17 protein-coding genes are annotated in these 22,588 nt (G+C 47.8%); 8 read left to right on the top strand and 9 right to left on the bottom strand.

Going from position 1 to position 22,588, the window contains the following annotated elements; genetic code table 11:
• From selD to KJS94_RS13815, 4 genes are all read right to left on the bottom strand, one after another.
• On the bottom strand, positions 1 to 1,059 hold the full coding sequence (selD, locus tag KJS94_RS13830; RefSeq protein WP_214448068.1) for a selenide, water dikinase SelD: 1,059 nt from the start codon (positions 1,057 to 1,059) through the stop codon (positions 1 to 3).
• 6 nt (positions 1,060 to 1,065) lie between these two features.
• A complete protein-coding gene (gene mnmH / locus KJS94_RS13825) occupies positions 1,066 to 2,178 on the bottom strand; it encodes a tRNA 2-selenouridine(34) synthase MnmH (protein WP_214448067.1) in 1,113 nt (370 codons plus the stop codon).
• Positions 2,179 to 2,267: 89 nt separating this feature from the next.
• Complete coding sequence (gene rho / locus KJS94_RS13820) at positions 2,268 to 3,926, bottom strand: transcription termination factor Rho (RefSeq protein ID WP_214448066.1); 1,659 nt, start codon at positions 3,924 to 3,926, stop codon at positions 2,268 to 2,270.
• A gap of 209 nt (positions 3,927 to 4,135) precedes the next feature.
• Positions 4,136 to 5,119 (bottom strand): 2-hydroxyacid dehydrogenase, encoded by a 984-nt coding sequence (locus tag KJS94_RS13815; RefSeq protein ID WP_214448065.1) that lies wholly within the window; start codon positions 5,117 to 5,119, stop codon positions 4,136 to 4,138.
• 101 nt (positions 5,120 to 5,220) lie between these two features.
• Here KJS94_RS13815 and asnS point away from each other — a divergent pair, with 101 nt between their 5' ends.
• The 3 genes from asnS (at position 5,221) to KJS94_RS13800 (ending at position 8,317) form a co-directional block, all read left to right on the top strand.
• On the top strand, positions 5,221 to 6,657 hold the full coding sequence (asnS, locus tag KJS94_RS13810; RefSeq protein ID WP_214448064.1) for an asparagine--tRNA ligase: 1,437 nt from the start codon (positions 5,221 to 5,223) through the stop codon (positions 6,655 to 6,657).
• Between the two features lie 141 nt (positions 6,658 to 6,798).
• On the top strand, positions 6,799 to 7,329 hold the full coding sequence (locus KJS94_RS13805) for an ExbD/TolR family protein (protein ID WP_214448063.1): 531 nt from the start codon (positions 6,799 to 6,801) through the stop codon (positions 7,327 to 7,329).
• A gap of 79 nt (positions 7,330 to 7,408) precedes the next feature.
• Complete coding sequence (locus KJS94_RS13800; RefSeq protein ID WP_239804175.1) at positions 7,409 to 8,317, top strand: class I SAM-dependent methyltransferase; 909 nt, start codon at positions 7,409 to 7,411, stop codon at positions 8,315 to 8,317.
• 11 nt (positions 8,318 to 8,328) lie between these two features.
• Here KJS94_RS13800 and KJS94_RS13795 read toward each other — a convergent pair whose 3' ends face one another.
• The 5 genes from KJS94_RS13795 to KJS94_RS13775 all read right to left on the bottom strand — a co-directional run bounded on the left by KJS94_RS13795 (position 8,329) and on the right by KJS94_RS13775 (position 13,376).
• The gene (locus KJS94_RS13795; protein ID WP_214448061.1) at positions 8,329 to 8,658 is read right to left on the bottom strand and encodes a DUF2304 domain-containing protein; all 330 of its coding nucleotides are present in this window, start codon (positions 8,656 to 8,658) and stop codon (positions 8,329 to 8,331) included.
• Positions 8,659 to 8,693: 35 nt separating this feature from the next.
• Positions 8,694 to 9,377, bottom strand: a complete 684-nt coding sequence (locus tag KJS94_RS13790) for a glycosyltransferase family 2 protein (protein WP_214448060.1) — start codon at positions 9,375 to 9,377, stop codon at positions 8,694 to 8,696.
• The gene (locus KJS94_RS13785; protein ID WP_214448059.1) at positions 9,377 to 10,297 is read right to left on the bottom strand and encodes a hypothetical protein; all 921 of its coding nucleotides are present in this window, start codon (positions 10,295 to 10,297) and stop codon (positions 9,377 to 9,379) included. Before KJS94_RS13785 ends, KJS94_RS13790 begins: the two co-directional genes overlap by 1 nt.
• 728 nt (positions 10,298 to 11,025) lie before the next feature.
• Positions 11,026 to 12,348 (bottom strand): hypothetical protein, encoded by a 1,323-nt coding sequence (locus KJS94_RS13780; protein WP_214448058.1) that lies wholly within the window; start codon positions 12,346 to 12,348, stop codon positions 11,026 to 11,028.
• Complete coding sequence (locus KJS94_RS13775; RefSeq protein WP_214448057.1) at positions 12,345 to 13,376, bottom strand: DUF3089 domain-containing protein; 1,032 nt, start codon at positions 13,374 to 13,376, stop codon at positions 12,345 to 12,347. The genes KJS94_RS13780 and KJS94_RS13775 overlap by 4 nt, the downstream gene beginning before the upstream one ends.
• Positions 13,377 to 13,417: 41 nt before the next feature.
• Between KJS94_RS13775 and KJS94_RS13770 the strand changes: the two genes are divergently transcribed.
• The 5 genes from KJS94_RS13770 (at position 13,418) to KJS94_RS13750 (ending at position 22,573) form a co-directional block, all read left to right on the top strand.
• On the top strand, positions 13,418 to 14,362 hold the full coding sequence (locus KJS94_RS13770) for an isopenicillin N synthase family dioxygenase (protein ID WP_214448056.1): 945 nt from the start codon (positions 13,418 to 13,420) through the stop codon (positions 14,360 to 14,362).
• 234 nt (positions 14,363 to 14,596) lie between these two features.
• The gene (locus KJS94_RS13765; RefSeq protein WP_214448055.1) at positions 14,597 to 18,100 is read left to right on the top strand and encodes an amidohydrolase family protein; all 3,504 of its coding nucleotides are present in this window, start codon (positions 14,597 to 14,599) and stop codon (positions 18,098 to 18,100) included.
• A gap of 452 nt (positions 18,101 to 18,552) precedes the next feature.
• The gene (locus tag KJS94_RS13760; RefSeq protein ID WP_214448054.1) at positions 18,553 to 18,921 is read left to right on the top strand and encodes a PadR family transcriptional regulator; all 369 of its coding nucleotides are present in this window, start codon (positions 18,553 to 18,555) and stop codon (positions 18,919 to 18,921) included.
• 26 nt (positions 18,922 to 18,947) lie between these two features.
• A complete protein-coding gene (locus KJS94_RS13755) occupies positions 18,948 to 21,209 on the top strand; it encodes a PspC domain-containing protein (RefSeq protein ID WP_214448053.1) in 2,262 nt (753 codons plus the stop codon).
• Between the two features lie 140 nt (positions 21,210 to 21,349).
• Positions 21,350 to 22,573, top strand: a complete 1,224-nt coding sequence (locus tag KJS94_RS13750) for an MFS transporter (RefSeq protein WP_214448052.1) — start codon at positions 21,350 to 21,352, stop codon at positions 22,571 to 22,573.
• The last annotated feature ends 15 nt before the right edge of the window (positions 22,574 to 22,588 follow it).

Here is a 22,588-nt window from a genome sequence, read left to right as displayed (position 1 = left end):
TTATGCTGAGACCCTTACCAGCTTTTCCCCCTTTTCCTCCAATTTGCCAATAGGCTCGATGAACTTATCCATTCCTTTTGACTGCAATAAACCAACCACCTCATCCATTGCATTGGGTGAAACGGAGAAAAGTAGACCGCCATTGGTTTGTGGGTCAGGCAACAGGCTAAATGCTTCCATTACATTCACTCCTTTTTCAAAAGCCACCTTATTACTATAACTATTCCAGTTACGGTAGGTGGCATCCGGAACGATCCTTTTAGCCAGGTAGTCCCTAACCCCTTCCAGCACGGGAATGCTATTGTAGAACAGCTGGGCGGTTAAACCACTCCCTTCTGCCATTTCTATCAGGTGGCCCATCAATCCAAAACCGGTAATGTCGGTCATGGCAGTTACCCCTGGGATATTTCCCAAAGAAGCGCCGATCTTATTGAGGGTGGTCAATTGCTTAACCATGGCATCATAATGCTCCGGGAGCAGCTCGCCTCTTTTCTGTGCTGTGGAAAGCACCCCAACCCCTAAGGGTTTGGTAATAAAAAGAAGGTCTCCTTCGCGGGCTGTATTATTCTGCTTCAGGTTCCTTATGTCGACCAACCCATTCACTGAAAGGCCAAAGATGGGCTCTGGAGAATCTATGCTGTGTCCCCCTGCCAATGGTATGCCAGCTTCCGCGCAAATAGCACGTCCCCCTTCAAGCACCCTTGCTGCAATATCTGCCGGTAATTTCTCCACAGGCCAGCCCAGGATCGCTATCGCAACGATCGGGTCTCCTCCCATCGCATATACATCACTGATAGCATTAGCCGCGGCTATCCTTCCAAAATCAAAGGGGTCATCTACAATGGGCATGAAGAAATCAGTAGTAGTGATCAATGCACTACCATTTCCCATATCATACACTGCGGCATCATCCTTTGACTCATTCCCTACCAGGAGCTTTGGGTTCACTGCCATTGGCGAAGTGGTGTGAACGATCTGTTCCAATACCTGCGGTGCTATCTTACAACCACAGCCAGCGCCATGGGAAAACTGTGTTAATCGTATCGTTTGTTCTGACATGTCTGGTTAATTATTTTCTTGTACAAATCCACTGCCGGCTGCGGTCAATAATAGCTGGGCATTCCGGGCCTCATCAACTGCCGTGCTGTTCAACATCCTTATCGGTGGCGCACCAGGCTCACGCGTATGGATACTTTTCCCATACCATTTATCGTAATACTTCAACAAGATGGTGAATGCCCCCTCAATATCATTTTCGATCAGGCAATTGATCGCCTGTTTGGTTTCCAGTCCGCCTAACCTTTTCTGGATGCGAAGTGTGGCCTGGATCAGGTTCTCCCTGTCGGCTACCCCATAATCCTTCACAATATGCTGAAGCCTTGCCTCAAATGGGATATCAATGAAGTAGCATTGTGCCTTTCGCATTTGTTTATAAAGGGGCTGGGGAATGAAAAGGTGCCCTATGCGCAGGCTTTCATCTTCCATCCAGATGGGACGGACCTTCCCGGGGGTCTTTTCCTGTTCTGATTTCAATACATTCCTCAGTGCACCCGCCAGGCAATTCTCAAACATCTCCTGGCTGGGTTGGGAAGAGAGTCCGAGGTGACCAAATGCCGAACCCTTATGATGGGCCAGCCCTTCCAGGTCTATAACGGGCTCGCCTAAACGCTCAAGCTTCTGCAGGATGTCAGTCTTTCCCGCCCCTGTATAGCCACCTATGATATGAATGGGCCATTCCATTTCAAAGGCATCCAACACAGAGCGTCGATAGGCCTTATAACCGCCAATGAGGGTGTACACCTTAAAGCCATACAGGTCCAGTAACCAGGCAACCCCTGCACTTCTCATACCGCCCCGCCAGCAATGGACCAGGACAGTTTGGTGTTCGGCACCTGGCCTGCCTTGCTTCTTCCAATCCTTCAGTAGCCGCTCCACCTCTTCCACCATCTTCCTCATCTTCACCCCAAAATAGTCAAGCCCTATTTTGATGGCATGCTCCCTGCTCTGTTGTTTATAAGCCGTTCCCACCACCTTTCGCTCTTCATCAGAGAAAAGGGGGAGGGAGTACGCACCTGGTATCCTGGCATGGGAAAATTCCCCGGGACTTCTTACGTCCAGGACGGGATAGACTTCAGCTAACTCCATGAACTTTTGTAGTTCCAGTGGTTTTACTGCCATGGCTGCAAATTAGTGCAGATTTTACTCTCTGTTCCTTTCATAAAAAATGCCCTTCGGGTCCGAAGGGCATTCAATTATCTACATCTGGATTATCCATTCATGCTGGCCAGGAACTCTTCATTGCTCTTGGTTCCACGCATACGCTTAAGCAATTCAGTCATAGCTTCTTCTGTATTCATATCATTCAGATACAAACGCAGCAGGTTCATGCGCTGCAAAACATCACGATCCAACAGCAGGTCATCCCTACGGGTTGACGATGCCACCAGGTCGATGGCCGGGAAGATACGGCGGTTGGCCAATCTCCTATCCAGCTGCAATTCCATGTTACCGGTACCCTTGAATTCTTCAAAGATCACTTCATCCATTTTACTACCAGTATCAATGAGGGCTGTTGCCAGGATGGTCAATGATCCACCGTTCTCAATTTTACGGGCCGCACCAAAGAATTGCTTGGGCTTTTGCATGGCGTTGGCTTCCACACCACCGCTGAGCACTTTACCACTGGCAGGCGCCACGGTATTGTGGGCACGGGCCAAACGGGTGATGGAATCCAGGAGGATGACCACATCATGACCGCATTCTACCAAACGCTTCGCTTTCTGGAGCGCCATGGCAGACACTTTCACGTGCTTCTCCGCCGGTTCGTCAAAGGTAGAAGCGATCACTTCAGCCCTAACGCTGCGCTCCATATCGGTCACTTCTTCCGGACGTTCATCGATCAGCACTACCATCAGGTAACACTCGGGGTGGTTGGCAGCAATGGCATTGGCCACTTCTTTCAACAGGACGGTCTTACCCACTTTTGGTTGGGCAACGATCAGTCCACGCTGGCCCTTTCCTATAGGGGTGAAGAGGTCGATCATCCTTGTGCTGTAACCATTTGGCTCGGTGAACAGGTTCAGCTTTTCGAATGGGAACAGAGGGGTGAGGTAATCGAAAGGAACCCTGTCACGCACTTCTTCAGGAAGCTTACCATTGATGGTCTCTACCTTCAAGAGTGCAAAATATTTTTCCCCTTCTTTTGGAGGGCGAACCGTACCGTTTACAGTATCACCGGTCTTCAGGCCAAAGAGCTTGATCTGGGAAGGAGATACATATACATCATCGGGGGAAGATAAGTAGTTATAGTCGCTGCTGCGCAGGAAACCATACCCATCAGGCATCATTTCCAATACGCCTTCCGCGGGAATAACCCCATCAAATTCTATGTTGAAATAATCCTTCTCCCTGCGCTGGTGGTGTTGGGGTCTTTGCTGGGGTTCAACGGGAGGCATAACCGGAGCAGGTTCTGCTTCCTGCCTGATCAGGTCACCAACTTCCGCTTCGGCTACCACAGATCCAAGTTCTTCATCTGCAGTGTCTACAGGCAAAACAGGCATCACTTCTTCTTCCTCGTTCAAAGGTAATTCCTGGGGTTTCTTGCGCGGCTTCTTATTGGGAGCCGGCTTTTCTTCTTTTTTTACTACCGGTTTTTTCTGCTCAACCTTCCTGGGCTTTTCTTCTTCGCTTTCCACAACAGCCTCCTCAGTGGTATGTGCAGTAGTAGCTTTTACAATTCGTTTCCTCTTGGTTTTCTCACCTGAATCGGTACTCTTTACCTCACTGGCCAGAACAGCCTGTTTGTCCAGGATCTTGTAGATCAGCTCCTGCTTGTCAAGTTTCTTTGCATTAGGGATTTTCAGTTGCTCCGCAATATCGAGCAACTCAGGAACGAGCATATCGTTCAGTTGCAGAATGTCGTACATACTAAGACTTGTGCTTTTTGTAAGATTTCAATCAGTCTTGTTAGTTGAAAAAAATCGAAATGATAATTGATTGATTGGGTGGCAGCAAGTGATGAGTTAGCGAGAGGATAAGAACTAATCAGCTTGATTCCAATGCAAGTTTAGGTCAAAAATGGCATTTTTTAAAAAATATTTCTGCCGAACCCCCTCTTAACAGGGTAAGCCAGCCCTTATTCTACTCTGTTTTCCAGCTCCCGGCCTTCTTCAAAATCATCTATATTCCGGAGCGTAACGGTAGCGATCTGGGTTAGCGCCTCATCTGTGAAAAAGCCCTGGTGTGCAGTGATCATAACATTAGGGAAACTCATCAGGCGAAGGATCTGGTCATCCTCAATGATCTCCTCGCTAAGATTATAAAAGAACAGTTTCTCTTCCTGCTCATAAACATCCATTCCCAGATAACCCAATTGCCCGTTTTTCAAGGCCTCGATCACCGCCGGGGTATCGATCAATCCACCCCTGCTGGTATTGACCAGCATGGCCCCTTTCTTCATTTGGCCAAGGTTCGCCGCATTGATGAGGTGGTGGGTGTGACTGTTCAGGGGACAATGCAGGGAAACAATATCGGATTGGTTAAAAAGTACAGGAAGTTCAACATACTCAACACCCTTTTCCTCCAGAAGCCTGTTCCTGGCTACATCATAGGCAATGACCCTGCAGCCGAAACCAAGCATGATGGAAGCAAATACTTCCCCGATCTTCCCGGTTCCTATTACCCCTACCGTTTTGCCATAGAGGTCAAACCCGGTAAGCTTATCAAGGGAAAAATTACCCTCCCTGATCCGGTTATAGGCCTTATGGGTCTTGCGGTTCAGTGCCATGATGAGGGCCACAGCATGCTCCGCCACAGCATGCGGCGAGTAGGCCGGAACGCGTAGAACTGTCATGCCAAGGGACCTTGCTGTTATGAGGTCAACATTGTTATACCCGGCGCAACGAAGGGCTACCAATCTGATTCCCAGCTCCTTAAGTTGCTTAAGCACCTTTTCGTCAAGTTTGTCATTCACGAAAACGCAAACTGCTTCATTACCGGCTGCAAGGTTGACTGTTTGTTCGTTCAGTCGCAGGTCAAAGTAGGTGATCTCATGCTTTTCATTGTAGCGATTGAAATACTGGCGGTCATATGGTTGGGTGGAGAAAAATGCTATCCTCATGTTGCAGTTTTGGCTAAAATAGCACGAAATGCCACGAACAGCTTTCATTAAACAGTAAAAACCCGAATAGGCTTATCTTTGCCAACCTTAATAAACAGGATATGTTCAACAAAAGAACCAAGATAAAAGAGCTGCTGACCTGGGAACCTGCCCAGCAGGAAGTTACCGTAATGGGATGGGTTAGAACCTTCAGGAACAACCAATTCATTGCCCTGAATGATGGCTCTACCAATACCAACCTCCAGGTGGTGGTAGAACTTGGCCAGTACGATGACGAGTTCCTCAAGCGCATTACCACCAGTGCTTCCCTGAAAGTTACCGGTGTAGTGATCCCTTCCCTGGGAAAAGGCCAGAAACTTGAAGTGAAAGCATCCGCTGTGGAGATCCTGGGAGACAGCGATCCTGAAAAATACCCTTTGCAACCCAAGAAGCATAGCCTTGAATTCCTCAGGGAGAAAGCCCACTTGCGCTTCCGGACCAATACATTCGGGGCCATTTTCAGGGTTAGGCATAGCCTGGCTTTTGCTGTACACAAATTCTTCCATGAGAAAGGGTTCCTTTACCTCCACACTCCTATCATCACGGCCAGTGATGCAGAAGGTGCGGGTGAAATGTTCAGGGTAACCACCCTTGACCTGGGCAACCCGCCACGCAATGAAGATGGCAGCATCAATTTCAAGGAAGACTTCTTTGGACGCAGCACCAACCTTACGGTGAGCGGACAGCTGGAGGGCGAACTGGGTGCCACTGCCTTTGGTGACATCTATACCTTCGGTCCAACTTTCCGTGCGGAGAACTCCAATACAACACGCCACCTGGCTGAGTTCTGGATGATCGAACCGGAGATGGCCTTCTATGACATCGAAGACAACATGAACCTTGCAGAAGAGTTCATCAAATACATCATCCGTTTCGCCATGGACAATAACCGTGAGGACCTGGAGTTCCTGGGACAGCGACTGGCAGAAGAAGAAAAGCAACTGCCGCAGGATAAGCGTAGCGAGATGGGCCTGATCGAGAAACTTGAGTTTGTCCTGAATAACGACTTCGAACGCATCACTTATACAGAAGCTATCGACATCCTCCTGCAATCACCTGCCTACAAGAAGAAGAAATTCCAATACGATGTGAAGTGGGGAATTGACATGCAGAGTGAACACGAGCGCTACCTCGTAGAGAAACATTTCAAGAAGCCTGTGATCGTCAGGAACTACCCTAAGGACATCAAGGCCTTTTACATGCGCCTGAACGATGATGGTAAGACCGTTGCGGCGATGGATATCCTGGCTCCCGGCATTGGCGAGATCGTAGGTGGTTCACAAAGGGAAGAACGCCAGGAGGTGTTGGAAGCAAGGATGAAGGAAATGCATGTACCCGCAGATGAATTGTGGTGGTACCTCGATACCAGGAGGTTTGGTACCGTTCCCCATGCGGGATTTGGGCTGGGCTTTGAGCGCATGGTTCAATTTGTTACCGGTATGGGCAATATCAGGGACGTGATCGCCTTCCCCCGCACCCCAAAGACAGCTGAATTCTAATCTATACTATGGATTCAAAATGAAAAAGACCGAAGCCCATCGCTTCGGTCTTTTTTGTCCTCCATGATTCATTGATTTTTTTGCTATAGCACCATTATGGAAAACACAGGCATCGCCATCTCATTATCAAACCCCAAACATATGGCAGAAATGATGGCAAATGCCGCTTCCAGTGGCAAACAGGGAGCTATTACCCGTAGCAAAAAACTATCTACAAGAGTAGACCTTACCCCAATGGTTGACCTGGGTTTCCTGCTGATTACCTTCTTCATTTTCACTACCCAGCTCAGCAAGCCGGCCGTACTTAAGTTCAACCTGCCTGCGAACGGCTCACCATTATTAACAGGAGAATCAACAACTCTTACAATCATTCCAATGGCCAATGACAGTTTATTTTATTTCCACGGGGAACTGGAAACTGCACTCAGGCAAGAACAATATGGCACAACAGGCTTTCATTGGGAAACTGGTATCGGTGAGATCATAAGGACCAAGAAGAAAATGCTTGCCCAAACCGGCAAGCTCAATGATCTCTTTGTCATCATTACCCCCACTCCCTCCTGCAGCTACAAGAATATTGTTGACCTAATGGATGAAATGCTGATTAATGATGTGAAAAAATACAGCTTTAGCGATGATGGTGCTTTATTGGATATGATCGGCCATCATTAATATCCGGGTACTCTCCAAAAACTACATAAAATATAAATCCAGCATGCTGCATTGGCCACTTCTGGCATAGCTTTGCTATATGACTGTATCGAAGCCATCCTGTCCTTTTTGTAAATGCGAAGCCTTGCAACCAAAATTCAAGGGGCTTTACCATCCTTACAAAAAAGAATACGGACCCTTCGACTACTTGTGTTGTAATAATTGTAAATCACTCGTCATTCATCCCTTACCATCAAACCAAGAACTCCAGGACTTATATAAAAGCCTTCAAAACGGAATGATCCCAAAGATCACCCAACTAAGGGAGCAATTCCCATTAAAGAGCTGGTACAACCAATGTATCGATCATGCTATTAAGGATTTTTCTGAAATTGATGCCAAATCAGTATTCACCTGGATGGATATTGGCGCTGGCAATGGAAATCTATCTGTCTTGATGGCCAATAGGTTTCCTCTTAGTAAAGGTATTGCCATAGATTTTGGTGAAAAGCCTGAAAAATTAAAAGATCTGCCAAATATTGAATGGCTGCAAGCCAACCTGGATGGTCCCGACTTCAACACACTGGCCAATTCCCATAAAGCTGATCTTATCCTTTCCATAACAGTTATGGAGCATATATCAGATCCGACTTCATTCCTTAAAGGACTTTGCAAGCTGGCAAAGCCAGGTGGAAGGGTTTACTTAAGTACACCAGTCTACGGCAATTGGGTGTCTTACTTAATGGGTAAACGTTGGCCATACCTTATTGCCGGGGAGCATCTTCATCTTCCAACCCTTAAAGGTTTAAAATACTGGCTACAAAGGGAGGCGCACACCAGGCCATCCATGCAGTTAAACGCCAATACCAGCACAACAAAGATTCCCTACCCAATAGCTTATGTAGCAGGCTTTTTAAACATGCCACTCATTGGGAGGTTAATGCCTTCCTACCTGAATTTCCCATTCCCAACTGGGATGGCTGAAGCCTGGATCACGGTCAGTGAATGAGTCAACCCTGTTCAGGCTTCCTTCTTCACCACTTCAGCGATAGTTTGATTTCGGATCAGGTCGGTCACCTGGGCTTCCAGTTTGCGAATTTTAGCGTAAAGTTTGATCAGGATGAACCAGAATAACAGGATGCTAACATACATTACCAGGTCTGCTCCCCGACCAACTCCCAATTTATGGGCAAGTTTATTGGCCAATTCAGGCATTAAAACAAATAGTATAGCAACTGTTCCCAGCAGCAAAAGCAATAGCACATCTGCAATGGCTCTTTGCATCCTGCTATAAAAATAGAACCCAATAAAAAGGATCCCTGTCAATAATATTATCTGAATTCCACTCATAGTAATGTTGTAAGAAATCCAATACATCCAAGATATCACTTAAATAGCCTACCCATCATCACATCAAAAAGAATACGGATACCGGCGGACGATGACTGGCCTTTTGAAATGGAATAATCCGTATAAGCAACATGTACAGGCACTTCTTTCCACCTGAGGCGATGCTGCTTGACTTCAAAAAGGATCTCAGTGGCATGTGCCATCCTGTTTTCCCTCAACCGGATCTTTGCTGCAGCATGGGCGGACAGGCCCCTGAATCCATTATGTGCATCTGTCATTTTCATACCCGTCATGAGGCACTGAATGAACTTGGCAAGCCTTATAGTCTGATTCCTTAACCAAGGCATATTGCTTTCCTTGCCCATGAAGCGTGAACCAAAAACTATATCCGCTTCCTCATTAATCAATGGTTGCAATACAGCCGGTATATCCTCCAACTGGTGCTGGCCGTCCGAATCAAAAGTGACCAACATTCTTGCACCGCATTGTAATGCATAATCCATCCCTGTTTGCAAAGCTGCTCCCTGTCCGAGGTTTACGCGGTGACGCAATAAATGGACCGGACCTTTGAGTTCATCCAATAGGATTTTTGGGTCGGACCCGTCATCTACCACCACAATCTCATAGCGTTCACCTGAATCATTAAAACGTTGAAGCACTTCTTTTAACGCCTCCCGCTCATTGAACACTGGTATCACTATAAAAACTTGGCACATCATTACTGCGGGTTAATAAAACTAATATAACAATTATAATCAGTGTCGATGGTGGCAGTCTTCTTGAATCCATACCGGTCAATGAAAGCCTGGTGGGCCGAATTGGGTTCCCTGTAGGTAAAGAAAACCAATAATGACGGCCTGGTGGCTGTTAAACTGGTTTGGCTGTTCAATAGCTGGGCATGACGCATCAATTTAATATTATGCATAGCAGCATGATACATATTGCTATAGTCACTGGTAAATAGCACCATATCCGCATCATGCTTATCAGCAGCCTTTTTCAGCTGGTCAAGGTATTTTCTTGAATTACCGGTATAAATGGAATAAAAGATATTTTCCTCCGCCCGTTCGCGCCTGCTCTTCAAAAGCATCCATCCTACATGCAGGACCTGGAAAGCCAGTGATCCCCACAAAAACAAACCCACCAGGTATTTCACTCTGGTAAATGTTCCCCCGCTGATGAATGCCCAATGAATCAACACCAGTAAGATCAACAATAGTGGCAGTAAATAGTACCTTTCCTCGGACACAAACGTCCAACTTCCTCCGGTCCCCTGACCGCCATCAAACAGTATCCTCGCAGAGAGATACATTAACAAAATCAGCAGCGCCAGTGAAGGAAAGAACATTACATAGACCAACCGGCCAAATACACTTGCCGGCATCCTGCATTTGTTAATAAATGCACCTGAAACCATTTTCCAGACCATTGGAACCAGGACAATCAGGGAAGAATAGAAAAAATAAACAGAAACATCACTATAAGGAACCTTAAACAGGTACGACAATTGTAATACTATAAAAACATGATGGGCTATCGCATGCCAGAATAATGGGGCTATACCCATAGCCCTGGATAGATCAAAGCCCTGTGCCCATTTCCCAAAATACGTAACCTGTTCACCAAGCAGATAGTTCATGAGAAAATAGCCCCCTGTTCCCAACAGCAATATCCCTCCTAACAACAACCCGTTTTTTATCCGGAACCATTCCTTATTTATAACCCCATTCCAGATAGTCATTAAAGGAAAAACTGCAATAACCGGCAGGTACATATACCGGAAGTAAAATGCAGCCAATGACCAAAATGCTACCACTAATATGTAAGAAACACTTTTACTATCCCAACGTTTAAGAAATACATAAACACCTAAGAAAAGTGATCCTGCTGCAAGATGATCGGTTGGCATTGAAAATAGAATTCCTTCATTGAATTCAGTCGCCTTAAAGCCTAATACCATGCATTGCAAAATGATGGGAAAACCTATGAGTGTGGTTATTCTCCAGATTGCATACAAATAAAGTACGGCCCCGGACACATCAAGGATGGTGGCACTCAATACCTGGTCCATTCCGGTTAACCAGAGAAAAGGGACCAACAACAAACTGTAAAGTGGCGGCCACTCAAGCAGCCAATCGTTGTACACGGTATTAATGTCCGGCAAATGAATAACAGGAATCGTATAGCCAAAGCCTTTTGCCCAATTAATTGCTGCAGTCATTTGAAGTGCCCTGTCCCCATCCATTACCAGGTAGGATTGAAGCAGAAGACTTTTAAGGAAAATACAACATAAGAATAATCCAGCAACTATAAATTTCTCAGCGATAACACTGTGACCCGTATTTGCAATCGAATGTTGGCTAATTTTCATAATAGACGAGTAGCATTATCTGCCTTGTTATGAAATAATGCAGCACCGATCAAATAAAGGCTTAAAAATATCAATGCTGAAAAATTGAACATCTGGAACCTGGGAAAGCAGGCTGTTCCATTGTAAGCAAGGGAGGGCATTACCAAAAGTGCAGCCAGGAAAAGCCAACCCCAGAAAACCAATGTTTCATGCTGTAAGAGCGCTTTGCCCATTTTCCAAAGAACGACCCACCCCAATGGGATAAACAGCAATGACATGATTTCATTGGTAATGCTGAAAAACCCGACATCTATTCCAAAATACTGCAGGAACACCAGCTCATAGGGCTCCACCATGGAAAACCAGAAATATTCTTTCGGGGTCATGCTCATCCGTTCTGCCCACCAGGAATAATCTGCGAAATACACAAGTTTTCCTGCAAAAAAATAATTGTGCAGGAATGGAAGGCATAATACAAGGGAAAAGGCCAGGGCATTCCAGCCTTTGTTCTTCTCCATCACAGGAAAAACGAAGAAGGAGGATACCAGCGCAACGGGTACGAAGGTTTGACGGACAAATGCAGCAAGGCCGAGAAATACCAGACAAGCGCCATACCATCTGCGATGGTAGGTTAAGAATGATAGGATCATCATCAGGATGGCCAGCCATTCGGTCAATCCCATCAGCATACTTTTCAGTAGACTGGGTACCATACCAATAAAGAATAAGGAGACAAGGACAGGGCCTCCCGGAATTTCCCTTTCTTTCCTTAAAGTACAAACCAGCGAAATCATGGTCATCAGAATGAACAACTCCCCGATGAATTGAATCACCCTGAACAATTGGCCATCAGTCAGGAAAAGAAGTGCAGCGAGGTAATATTTATAACCCGGCTGGTACAGGTAGTGATTCCCAATGTTGGTTCCCAATAAGTGGCCATCGTAAGAGCAAAGGGTCTTATGCTCATACATGTAATTGGCCGCCCTTTGATAAAGGTGGCTATCTGTTCCGCTAACATAATCGTACACTTCAGGAATATGGTGGAACAAAGGAAGCTGGATCGCCAGGCATGCAACCAATCCCGCAATCATTACCCTGGATGTTGACATCTTCCCGAAATAGGATAGACAAAAAGCCAGGAGTACAGCCGTCATAGGACCTACATAAAAGGCAAGCATTTCTTCCCCGTTGGAAATTTTGAAGTCCTTCCACAGCCACCTGTCCAGTACATAAGTTAGTCCCATGGATGGCAGTATGAAAATAAGCGCTAGCCATCCCGGTGCAAATTGCTTCACAAAGGAATCAAGGCTCTTATCCATGCGGGTCAAAATATCCTTCATCGCTGGTTCTTATAACTTTTGATCCTGACCGAAAGGTTTTCCCTTATGTTCATATAGAACAAATTGATGTCGCCTATATGGTAATTCCGGGAAGTGTACAACCAACTGCCGGGAAACTTTGGCCTGCTGATCCATAGGAGGTCCTTATACACCTGGGCATCACTGACAGCAGGAACCAACTTATCAAAATTCCTTAGGATCGCTCCCTTATGCATCCCAACTGACGCATAACTGGTATCGGTCTTCCAGTTTAGCGGGTTCACTACCACTGAACGCCTTGACGAAGGCTTGTAATCCGGTTCATAGTCTCGCCGGAAGGTACGCCATGCCACATAACATCCGGTTGCTGTTGAGTCCCGGCAAGGCTGGAGGGAGGTAAAGTAATCCGGCTCCACCTGGATGCCTATGATATAGGCTGCTACCAACTGCTTCTGTAAAGGCTTGCCTTCAACCAATTCCCTGATCAGTCGCTTGCTGTGCGTGGTTCCCTGGCTATGGGAAGCGATCACAAAAGGCTTTCCCTTGTTTTCGTTGGCCAGGTAGTATTCAAAGGCAGCTTTTACATCCTGGTAGGCAATATCAAATGCCTTTAAGGCCTGAGAAGTATCCTTGTCATAATAGCTCTGGATATGCGCCTGCCTGTACCTGGGGGTAAATACATTGCATTCATTAAATGCAGAAGCCTGGTACTTGATACTCGACCCATCTATCTTGTTGTTGAGCTCCGCATCATCAATGGCCGCATTCCAACGTTTTGCCTTTTTGTGGGTATAGATCGTTGGATAGATAAAGAATACATCAACGGAACTATCCTTTACATAGTTTTTTTGCAAAGCTGCCGGCACCAGGTCAGAGGGATCCTGCTTCCCTGGATGGGCGGCCCAATAGGCAATTTGGGAATAATCAGGTGCCGGTTCTATATCATTATTTACTGGAACGGAAAGCCTGGGCCCGGAGGAACAGGCCGACAGCAACAGGCCGCCTATCAACGGCAATAGGCTTAAATAAAGGGATTTGGTTAATTTCACGGCCTAAAATAATACATTTCCTCACTGTTAAACGATTGTGTATGGCCATTCCTGTAGTTGACCTGGCTGATTTCCTTAGCAACGACCCCACCCGGAAGCAACAATTCGTCCAGCAATTGGGCAAGGCATATGAAGACGTAGGATTTGTTGCAGTAAAGAACCATGGCATCCCCGATGACCTGATCGCGGACCTGTACAAATATGTCCAGCAGTTCTTTTCCCTGCCGCTGGAAAAGAAAAAAGGCTATGAGATCCCTGAACTTGCGGGACAAAGGGGATATACCTCTTTTGGAAAGGAACACGCCAAGGGCAGTGATGCGCCGGACCTGAAGGAGTTCTACCAGCATGGGCAGACCGTAGAGGATATTGATCCCGTGAAAGCTGAATATCCCGATAATGTAAGTATTGAAGAAGTACCCGGCTTTACTCCAACCTTCAATAAGGCTTACCGGGCTTTCGAAAAATCAGGTAAATCCTTGTTGCAGGCCATAGCCCTTTACCTCGGGCTTGATGAACATTATTTCGATGACCATATCCATAATGGGAATTCCATCCTTCGCGCCATCCATTACCCTCCTATTACCCAGGAACCCAAATCTTCCATCAGGGCTGAACAACATGAGGACATCAACCTGATCACCCTACTGGTGGGTGCCAGCGCCGATGGCCTGCAGATCCTGACCAAGCAGAACGAATGGGTGGGCGTAACCTCCCTACCGGAGCAGATCGTAGTGAATGTGGGGGATATGTTGCAGCGACTGACCAATAACAGACTGCGCTCTACTACCCACCGTGTGGTAAATCCCCCGAGGGAAATGTGGCATACCAGTCGCTTTTCCATTCCCTTTTTCCTGCATCCCAAGAGTGCCATGAGCCTTGCCTGCCTCGAAAGCTGTATCGATGGTCAGCATCCAAAGGCCTATCCCGATGCCACTGCCGGGGAATATCTCGATGAACGCCTGAGGGAGATCGGCTTGAAAAAATAGCCCGGGGTGGTTCTTATGATTATGCGAACCACCTTCATAAATACAAAAAGCTCCCCTGGTCCAATAGTTCCAGGGGAGCTTTTTTACTTCCCACCCCCCGGTTGCCCCTTTTTCAACAACACCTATCCCCTTTCCTTGCCCCGGAAGTGCTTCAGTGTTTTCACGGTATTTTGACCAGCGGCTTCCAAATTCCCCTTTTCCTCCTTAATTTCTACATTCCAAACCATTCTACTTATGCCAACAACCATTCCTTCAGCAGCACTTAAGCTGCTGTCGGGGGGACTGCTACTTGGAGTTCTGTTCCAGACAGAAGCTCATTATTCCCCTTTGCGCTCCTTCAAGCCATTTGCTGACTCCACTAAAAAAGATACCAGCAAATTCACCGAATTCAAGTCACTACCGCTTAAGCCTAACCGAAAAATTAAGCTTAACACCAGTGAAGGCACCTGGATGTCGGTAGATGTGCACCCGGATGGGAAGTCGCTGCTCTTCGACCTGATGGGTGATATCTATACCATTCCCATAGCCGGCGGCAAGGCTACGCAGGTAACGAAGGGCATCGCCTTTGATGTCCATCCCAAATACAGTCCGGACGGGAAAAGGATCCTGTTCATTTCCGATCGTAGCGGAAGCGATAACCTTTGGTACATCGATACAGAAAAACAGGACACAGTACAATTAACGAAGGATCCCAGCCAGAATATCCCGGGCGCAAGCTGGACACCGGATGGTGAATATGTGGTGTATGCCAAGGGAAGGATGAATGTGCAGTTGTTCATGGTACATCGCGATGGTGGGGGCGGTACACAGCTGATCGATGCACCACCCACCCTGAAGACCATTGACCCTGCAGTAAGTGCAGATGGACGGTACATTTATTTCTCCCGCCGCTTTGGTCCCTGGAACTACAATGCAACGATGCCCCAATACCAACTGGGTGTCTATGACAGGGAGAACGCCAAGGTCACTACCATTACCAGCCGGTACGGTTCTGCTTTCAGGCCTGTGCTCTCCAGGGACGGTAAATGGCTGGCCTACGGCAGCAGGTTTGAAGAGAAGACCGGGCTGGTCCTAAGGAACCTGGCTACAGGTGAGGAAAAATGGCTGGCCTATCCCGTACAACGAGATGAACAGGAATCCATCGCCACAATGGGTGTATTGCCAGCCATGGCATTTACGCCAGACAGCAAAGCCCTTATTGCATCCTTTGGCGGAAAGATAAAGCGCATACCCATTGATGGTAGTGCCATTACCGAAATTCCCTTCACCGTTGACACGGAAATAGAAATGGGCGAACAACTCGATTTCCAATACCCCATTTCAGACTCCTCCCATGCGTTGACCACCCAGATCCGTGATGCCGTTCCTTCTCCGGATGGGAAGAAACTGGCCTTCACTGCATTGAACAGGCTGTATGTGATGGATTACCCCAATGGTAAACCCAAAAGGGTTACCAGTAATAATTTCACAGAGGCCATGCCAACCTGGGCACCAGATGGAAACAGCATCGTGTTCAGTACCTGGACACCTGAGGGCGGGCATTTGTTCAGGACCTACCTGAATGGCAAAACACCCGTTCAACAACTCACCAGGGTTGCAGGACTTTACCAAAATCCTGTATTCAATAATACGGGAGACAGGGTGGTGTTCCTCCAAAGCAACACTGAGACCTATAAAACCGCTATTTCACCTTTTTACAATGGAGCCGAGGATAACCTTAGCTGGGTACCTGCCAATGGTGGTGATATCAGCATCATTGATAAAGCCAATGGACGCTATAACCCCCATTTCGTGAAAGGCAGCAACCGCATCTACCTGAATAATGCAGGAAGCCTGGTCTCCATTCAATGGGATGGTACGGATGAGAAGGTACATGCCAAGATCACCGGTATCACTACCTATGGCATGAGCAATTTCCAGAATGGAAGACCGGTAATGGATAAATGTATCCTTACCGAGGCTTCGGCTGAGGCCATGGAACTCACCATGCCGTCCAATGCCGCCTTCATCAAAATGTCACCATCAGGCAACAGGGCGCTGGCCCAGATCAACAACGAGATCTATGTGATCAATATCCCCATGACCGGTAAAACAGTTAACATCAATGTAGCAGATGCCGGCAATGCCATTTTCCCTGCCAGGAAGCTTACTGAAGTGGGAGGTGAATTCCCTGCATGGGAAGGGAATGGCAAAAGGGCCCATTGGAGCCTGGGCAATGCCCATTTTGTTTACGATGTAGATCTTGCCAGGCAGTTTGAAGACAGCCTGAAGGAAGCCAAGAAACTGGAAGCGAAAAAGTTGGCCGATTCATTGGCCAGGGCCAGCACCGACACCCTGAAAGCGAAACTGGATAGCGCCCTGGCAAAAGCAGATACTTCCAAGGCCAAAGCAGACAGCCTTGCGAAAAAGAAAAAAGAAGAGCCTAAGTACAGTCCGGAAGAAACAGCCATCAAGGTCTATTTCGAGCGTGACCTCCCGGCAGGTACCGTTCTGTTGAAGAACGCCAGGATCATTACCATGAAAGGTGAGGAAGTGATCGAAAATGGGGATATCCTCGTAGTCAATAACCGCATTAAGGCAGTGGGTAAGACCGGTACCCTTACTGTTCCCGCAGGGGTGAAAACCATTGATTGTACCGGCAAGACCATTACCCCCGGCTTTGTTGATACACATTCGCATATGTGGCCAAACTGGGGAATCCATAAGAACCAGATCTGGATTTATGCAGCCAACCTCGCTTATGGGGTAACCACCACTATGGATCCCCAGACCAGTACAACGGATGTATTGACCTATGGCGATATGGTTGAATCGGGTGCCATGGTTGGACCAAGGGTTTATTCCACCGGACCGGGAGTTGGATTCTGGAGTTACAATGTGAAAGACTCTGCACAGGCCGAAACTATTCTCCAGCAGTACAGCAAGTATTATAATACCAAGTACATCAAGATGTACCTGACCGGCAACCGCCAGCAGCGCCAGTGGATCATCATGGCGGCCAAACGCCAGGGACTGCATCCTACTACCGAAGGAGGCCTGAATTTCAAGCTCAACATGACCAACTTGCTGGATGGCTATCCCGGTCATGAGCATGCTATACCTGTTTACCCCTTATTCAAGGATGTGACCCAAACGATCGCAACCTCCCAAATGGCAGTCACCCCCACCTTACTGGTCGCCTATGGAGGCCCCTTTGCCGAGAACTACTACTTCCAGACCGAAAATCCCTATCATGATAAAAAGATGCAGTACTTCATGCCCTATGAGGAGCTCGCGGAAAAGACACGCAGGGTGCAGGGATGGTTCATGCCGGAAGAACATGTATTTACCAAACATGCCAGGAGCATGAAGGCGCTCGTGGAAAGCGGAGGCCTGGCAGGTATCGGCAGCCATGGCGAGTTCCAGGGCCTGGGTTACCATTGGGAGCTCTGGGCCATGAAGAGTGGTGGCATGAAGAACCATGATGCCCTCAAAGTGGCCACCATATTGGGCGCAAAGACCCTGGGGCTCGACAGGGACCTGGGATCCATTGAAAGCGGCAAACTGGCAGACCTGGTCATTATGGATAAGAATCCCCTGGAGAATATCCGTAACAGCAATGCCATACAATATGTGATGAAGAATGGCCGCCTCTACGATGGAAATACCTGTGATGAGGTCTATCCCAAGGCCAGGAAACTGGATAGGAGCGAGTGGAACCAGCAAAAACCACCAACCAATACCGGAATCACGGAATAGCAGTTTAATCCGCATTTAAGGACCAGTTCCCAGCAAAAGGCCGTCAAGAGACGGCCTTTTGCCATTAATAATCAACCGTTTAAAAAGGATAGTTGGGGCCAGGTCTAACACCCATTGACATCCCATCAGCAGAAATACCGTTCATACTTGAATTTTACCATTCGCAACATCTGTGAAAAAATTTTTCTATGTGAGCGAATTCCTGAAATCCTCTTCAGAACTGCATTCCAACCAAAACCTATTATCTTTTTATAAAAATTACCTCCCATAATTAGGTACTTTGTGTTGCATAGTACTGAAACATTATCTATGTTTGTGTTGTCAAAGTAATTGAACAGGCTGGTGGCAAGGCCAGCGAAACGGCGGAACTAACCTTATCCTTATAACCTTATCCGAATTAAACCTTATCCACGCCGCTGACACTGCCACCAGCCATAAAAACTAGAATCGCCATGAATATAGAAAACACACAAAGCCAGATGCGGAAGGGGATACTGGAGTTCTGTATCCTGTCCGTCATCCGCCGCGGTGAGGCTTACCCGAGTGATATCGTGGACGAAATGAAGGCGGCCAACCTGCAGATCCTGGAAGGCACCCTTTATCCACTACTCACCAGGCTGAAGAACGCAGACATGCTCACCTACCGTTGGGTAGAAAGCAACTCCGGCCCCCCGAGGAAATATTTCTCCCTCACCGCAAAAGGAGAAACCTTTTACCAGGAACTGGAAGCTACCTGGAATGAGTTGGCCAACGGAGTGAAAGCACTCACCAGCAAGTCAGAATCACTTCCAACTGTCCCTGAAAACCCAACAACCAACTAAACTTCAACCAAGCTAATACGAGAATTATGAAAAAGGTAATCAACATAAACTTCCAGGGCAGGGTGATCCCGATCGAGGAGACCGCTTACGACCTGTTGAAGCACTATACCGAGAGCCTGCGTCGCTACTTCGCTAATGAAGAAGGCCGCGACGAGATCATCAATGATATTGAAGGGCGCATTGCCGAGCTTTTCTCCGACAGGCTGAAGAAAGGCAGCACCTGCATCACCGATGAGGATGTAAATGCCATCATCGCCAGCATGGGTCGCCCGGAAGATTTTGAAGCTGCAGAGGCCGAAACCTCCAGTGCTTCAGGAAATTCATCTTATACTAACACTCATTCAACTTCGGGTACCGGCTTCAGTGGCGGCGGCGCTACCTCTGGTGGCTATACCGGTCCCGCTGGCCGTGGTAAACTCTACCGCAATGCTGATGACAAGATCATCGGTGGTGTATGTAGCGGTCTGGCCAACTACCTGGGCATCGACCCCGTGATCATGAGGATCATTTTTGTCCTCCTCTTTGGTGCCTTGTTCTGGGTATACATCCTGCTGTGGATCATCGTTCCATCGCAGAGCCTGCAGTCAAACGTTACCAAGCGTTTGTACCGCAACCCCGACGATAAGGTGATCGCCGGTGTGGCAGGTGGTCTCGCCGCCTATTTTAACCTCCAGCCCTGGATCCCCAGGTTGATCTTCGCCCTGCCCATCATCCTTGGCATTGTGGGCGGAAGCTTCAACGCTTTCTTCTGGGATTGGGACTTCATGGCCGGCCCTCGATTCATCTCCGGCGGACTGGGTAGTACCCTGTTCGTAGTGTACCTGATCCTCTGGATCGCAGTACCCTATGCCAATACTGCAGCCGAAAAGCTTGAAATGAAGGGTGAGCGCATTGACCTGAATTCTATCCGCGACACTGTTAAAGGTGACCTGGAAAATTTTAAGCACAGGGCGCAAAGCTGGGGCGCTGAAGTGAAAGAAACAGCCCAGCAATTAGGTGAGAAAGGACGTAGCATGGCCTATGAGGCGGCCCCAACAGCAAGGAGGGCAGGCAGTGGGATCGGCAATGTGATCGGTATCCTCTTCAAGGCTTTCTTCCTCTTCATCGCTGCTATCATTGCCCTGTCACTGTTCGCCGCCCTGATGGGTATCCTGTTCAGCGGTATGGCCGTGTATCCCTTGAAGGATTTCTTCCTGGAAGGTTTCTGGCAAAATGCCCTGGCCTGGAGTAGCCTCTTCCTTTTCCTGGGTGTTCCCGCCATCGCGCTGCTCACCTGGGTAGTACGCAGGATCATGGGTGTAAGAAGCACCAATAATTACCTGGGCTACATTTTCGGTGGACTGTGGATCTTAGGCTTGTTCAGCTTTGTTTTCCTTGCCGGCATGGTTGCCCGCAACTTCAAGAACAGGGCTGGTGTAGAGAACCCGGTTACCATCGCCCAGCCATCCAAGGACAAGCTTTTCGTTGATGCTATCGGTAACAATATCCGCTACTATGGTGATGACTGGTTCGGGATCGAATGGGATGAAAATGCCCCCTTCTATGGGATCAACCGCGATAGCCTGATGCTGAAGACTGTCAGGGTAAATGTGGTCAAGAGCAAGGATTCTTCCTTCCATGTGTACACCATCCGCTTCAGCAGGAGCAACGATAACATCAGGGCTAAAGAACTGGCTGAACATATCGAGTTCCCGATCACCCAGCAAGACAGCATTCTCCAACTGCCCCGTGGCTTTGTGATCACCAACAAGGACAAGTTCCGTAACCAGCAGGTACTGGTGGTGATCGAAGTACCGGTAGGTAAGAAGATTGAACTGGACGGCAGCCTCGAAGACTACGAATGGTTCAATGTAAATGCTAACCGCAGGAGAGGATTCAATGTTACCTGGGACGAGAATTGGGATGATAGCTACGATTGGGACTCTGATGTCGAATATATCATGACCCGGGAAGGACTGGAAAGGACCAATAAGACCACTGAAAAGGAACTGAAGAACGGGGATTTCAAGATGAAGATCGATGAGAACGGTGTGATCATTGAAGGTAAGGGAGAGTTCAAGGAAAATAAGGACGGTGATTATGAATACAAAGGACCGGATAAGAAAGACAAGAAGGATTCCACTACCATCAAGATAGAAGGCAAGATCTCACAAACAGATGCGATCGATAAGGAACAGGACGCAGAAGAAACCGAGTCCAATTCCACCTTAAGCAGCCTTCGCCAGCTCAAGCAGGCGGCCATTGACAACCATTCACCCTTCCTGATACTGAGCACCCTGCTCAGGTAAGATATCACCAACCCGGCCGCCGGTTTTCTATAGTGAACCCTGGCGGGGTTGAAGTTGGAACGGCCCCTGGTCTTATACCCGGGGCCTTTTTATGCCCCTGCCTGTCCCGACACAGTTTCCAATAGTACCTATATTTGGGAATGACCACCAAGCAACCCTCCATATTTCACCTATCCGTTATCGTTAGTGCCCTGGGATTCTTTGTGGATGTGTATGATCTCCTCCTTTTTGGGATCATCCGCAAGCCAAGTCTTACCGACCTGGGATTAGGTCCCGAGGAAGTATTGACGCAAGGCGAATTCATCATCAGTATCCAGATGATCGGGCTACTGGTGGGCGGTATTCTATGGGGAATGTTGGGCGACAAGAAGGGAAGGTTAAGTGTATTGTTTGGCTCCATCCTATTGTATTCGGTGGCGAATATCCTCAACGGTATGGTCACCACAATTCCCCAATATATCATCCTCCGGTTTATTGCCGGGGTTGGCCTGGCCGGCGAGCTGGGGGCAGGGATAACTCTTGTTAACGAGCTTCTTCCCAAAGAGAAAAGGGGGATAGCTTCTGCCATGGTGGCCAGCTTCGGTATCCTGGGTGCCGTTACGGCCTTCTTCATGAAGGAATGGTTCCACTGGAGAACCTGTTACTATATCGGCGGAGGCCTGGGCATCCTTTTATTGCTCTTACGGATATCTGTAGCCGAAAGTGGATTATACAACAAGGTCAAAGAATCATCCTTATCACGGGGTGATTTCCTGATGTTCTTCAATAACCGGGAAAGATTCAGCAGGTACATGCGCTGCATCCTCATTGGCATCCCCGCCTGGTATATCATTGGCGTGCTGGTTACATTCTCTGACCAGTTTGCGAGGGAGTTCGGCATCGAAGGAATTGATCCTGGTAAGGCCATCATGTACCAATACATGGCCATTGCTTTTGGCGACCTTACCGTTGGGTTACTCAGCAACTACCTGAAAAGCCGGAAGAAAGCATTGTTCATTTTCTATGCGATCACTGCCCTTTTTATTATACTCTACTTCAACCAGGATGGCGGAACAGCTGAACGGTTCTATTGGATCTGCGCCGGACTTGGTTATGGAACAGGATTTACGGTAGTATACATCACCATGAGTGCAGAACAATTCGGCACCAACCTCAGGGCCACAGCCGCCATCAGCATCCCCAATATGGTTCGTGGGGCATTACCCCTGATCATCCTGCTCTTCAAAGGAATGAGGGAGATCACTGGGTCCTATGTTACCGGTGCATGGGTAACCGGCGTGATCCTGATGGGTATTGCCGTTATTGCAGCATGGAAAACAGAAGAGACCTTTGGTAAAGACCTTGATTTCGTCGAGACCCCTTAAAGAAGAGATATAACT

Origin of the sequence: Flavihumibacter rivuli (genome assembly GCF_018595685.2) — a bacterium.
GTDB lineage: Bacteria > Bacteroidota > Bacteroidia > Chitinophagales > Chitinophagaceae > Flavihumibacter > Flavihumibacter rivuli.
The sequence above is the reverse complement of the archived record's forward strand: the minus strand, read 5'-3'. Positions and strand labels throughout refer to the sequence as shown.

Coding starts and splice junctions, on each gene's coding strand:
- KJS94_RS13750 (WP_214448052.1), top strand. CDS start 21,350: ATGACCACCAAGCAACCCTCCATATTTCACCTATCCGTTATCGTTAGT.
- mnmH (WP_214448067.1), bottom strand. CDS start 2,178: ATGGCAGTAAAACCACTGGAACTACAAAAGTTCATGGAGTTAGCTGAA.
- asnS (WP_214448064.1), top strand. CDS start 5,221: ATGTTCAACAAAAGAACCAAGATAAAAGAGCTGCTGACCTGGGAACCT.
- KJS94_RS13755 (WP_214448053.1), top strand. CDS start 18,948: ATGAAAAAGGTAATCAACATAAACTTCCAGGGCAGGGTGATCCCGATC.
- KJS94_RS13805 (WP_214448063.1), top strand. CDS start 6,799: ATGGCAGAAATGATGGCAAATGCCGCTTCCAGTGGCAAACAGGGAGCT.
- KJS94_RS13815 (WP_214448065.1), bottom strand. CDS start 5,119: ATGAGGATAGCATTTTTCTCCACCCAACCATATGACCGCCAGTATTTC.
- KJS94_RS13770 (WP_214448056.1), top strand. CDS start 13,418: ATGGCCATTCCTGTAGTTGACCTGGCTGATTTCCTTAGCAACGACCCC.
- KJS94_RS13780 (WP_214448058.1), bottom strand. CDS start 12,348: ATGAAGGATATTTTGACCCGCATGGATAAGAGCCTTGATTCCTTTGTG.
- selD (WP_214448068.1), bottom strand. CDS start 1,059: ATGTCAGAACAAACGATACGATTAACACAGTTTTCCCATGGCGCTGGC.
- KJS94_RS13765 (WP_214448055.1), top strand. CDS start 14,597: ATGCCAACAACCATTCCTTCAGCAGCACTTAAGCTGCTGTCGGGGGGA.
- KJS94_RS13785 (WP_214448059.1), bottom strand. CDS start 10,297: ATGAACTATCTGCTTGGTGAACAGGTTACGTATTTTGGGAAATGGGCA.
- KJS94_RS13760 (WP_214448054.1), top strand. CDS start 18,553: ATGAATATAGAAAACACACAAAGCCAGATGCGGAAGGGGATACTGGAG.
- KJS94_RS13795 (WP_214448061.1), bottom strand. CDS start 8,658: ATGAGTGGAATTCAGATAATATTATTGACAGGGATCCTTTTTATTGGG.
- KJS94_RS13800 (WP_239804175.1), top strand. CDS start 7,409: ATGACTGTATCGAAGCCATCCTGTCCTTTTTGTAAATGCGAAGCCTTG.
- rho (WP_214448066.1), bottom strand. CDS start 3,926: ATGTACGACATTCTGCAACTGAACGATATGCTCGTTCCTGAGTTGCTC.
- KJS94_RS13790 (WP_214448060.1), bottom strand. CDS start 9,377: ATGATGTGCCAAGTTTTTATAGTGATACCAGTGTTCAATGAGCGGGAG.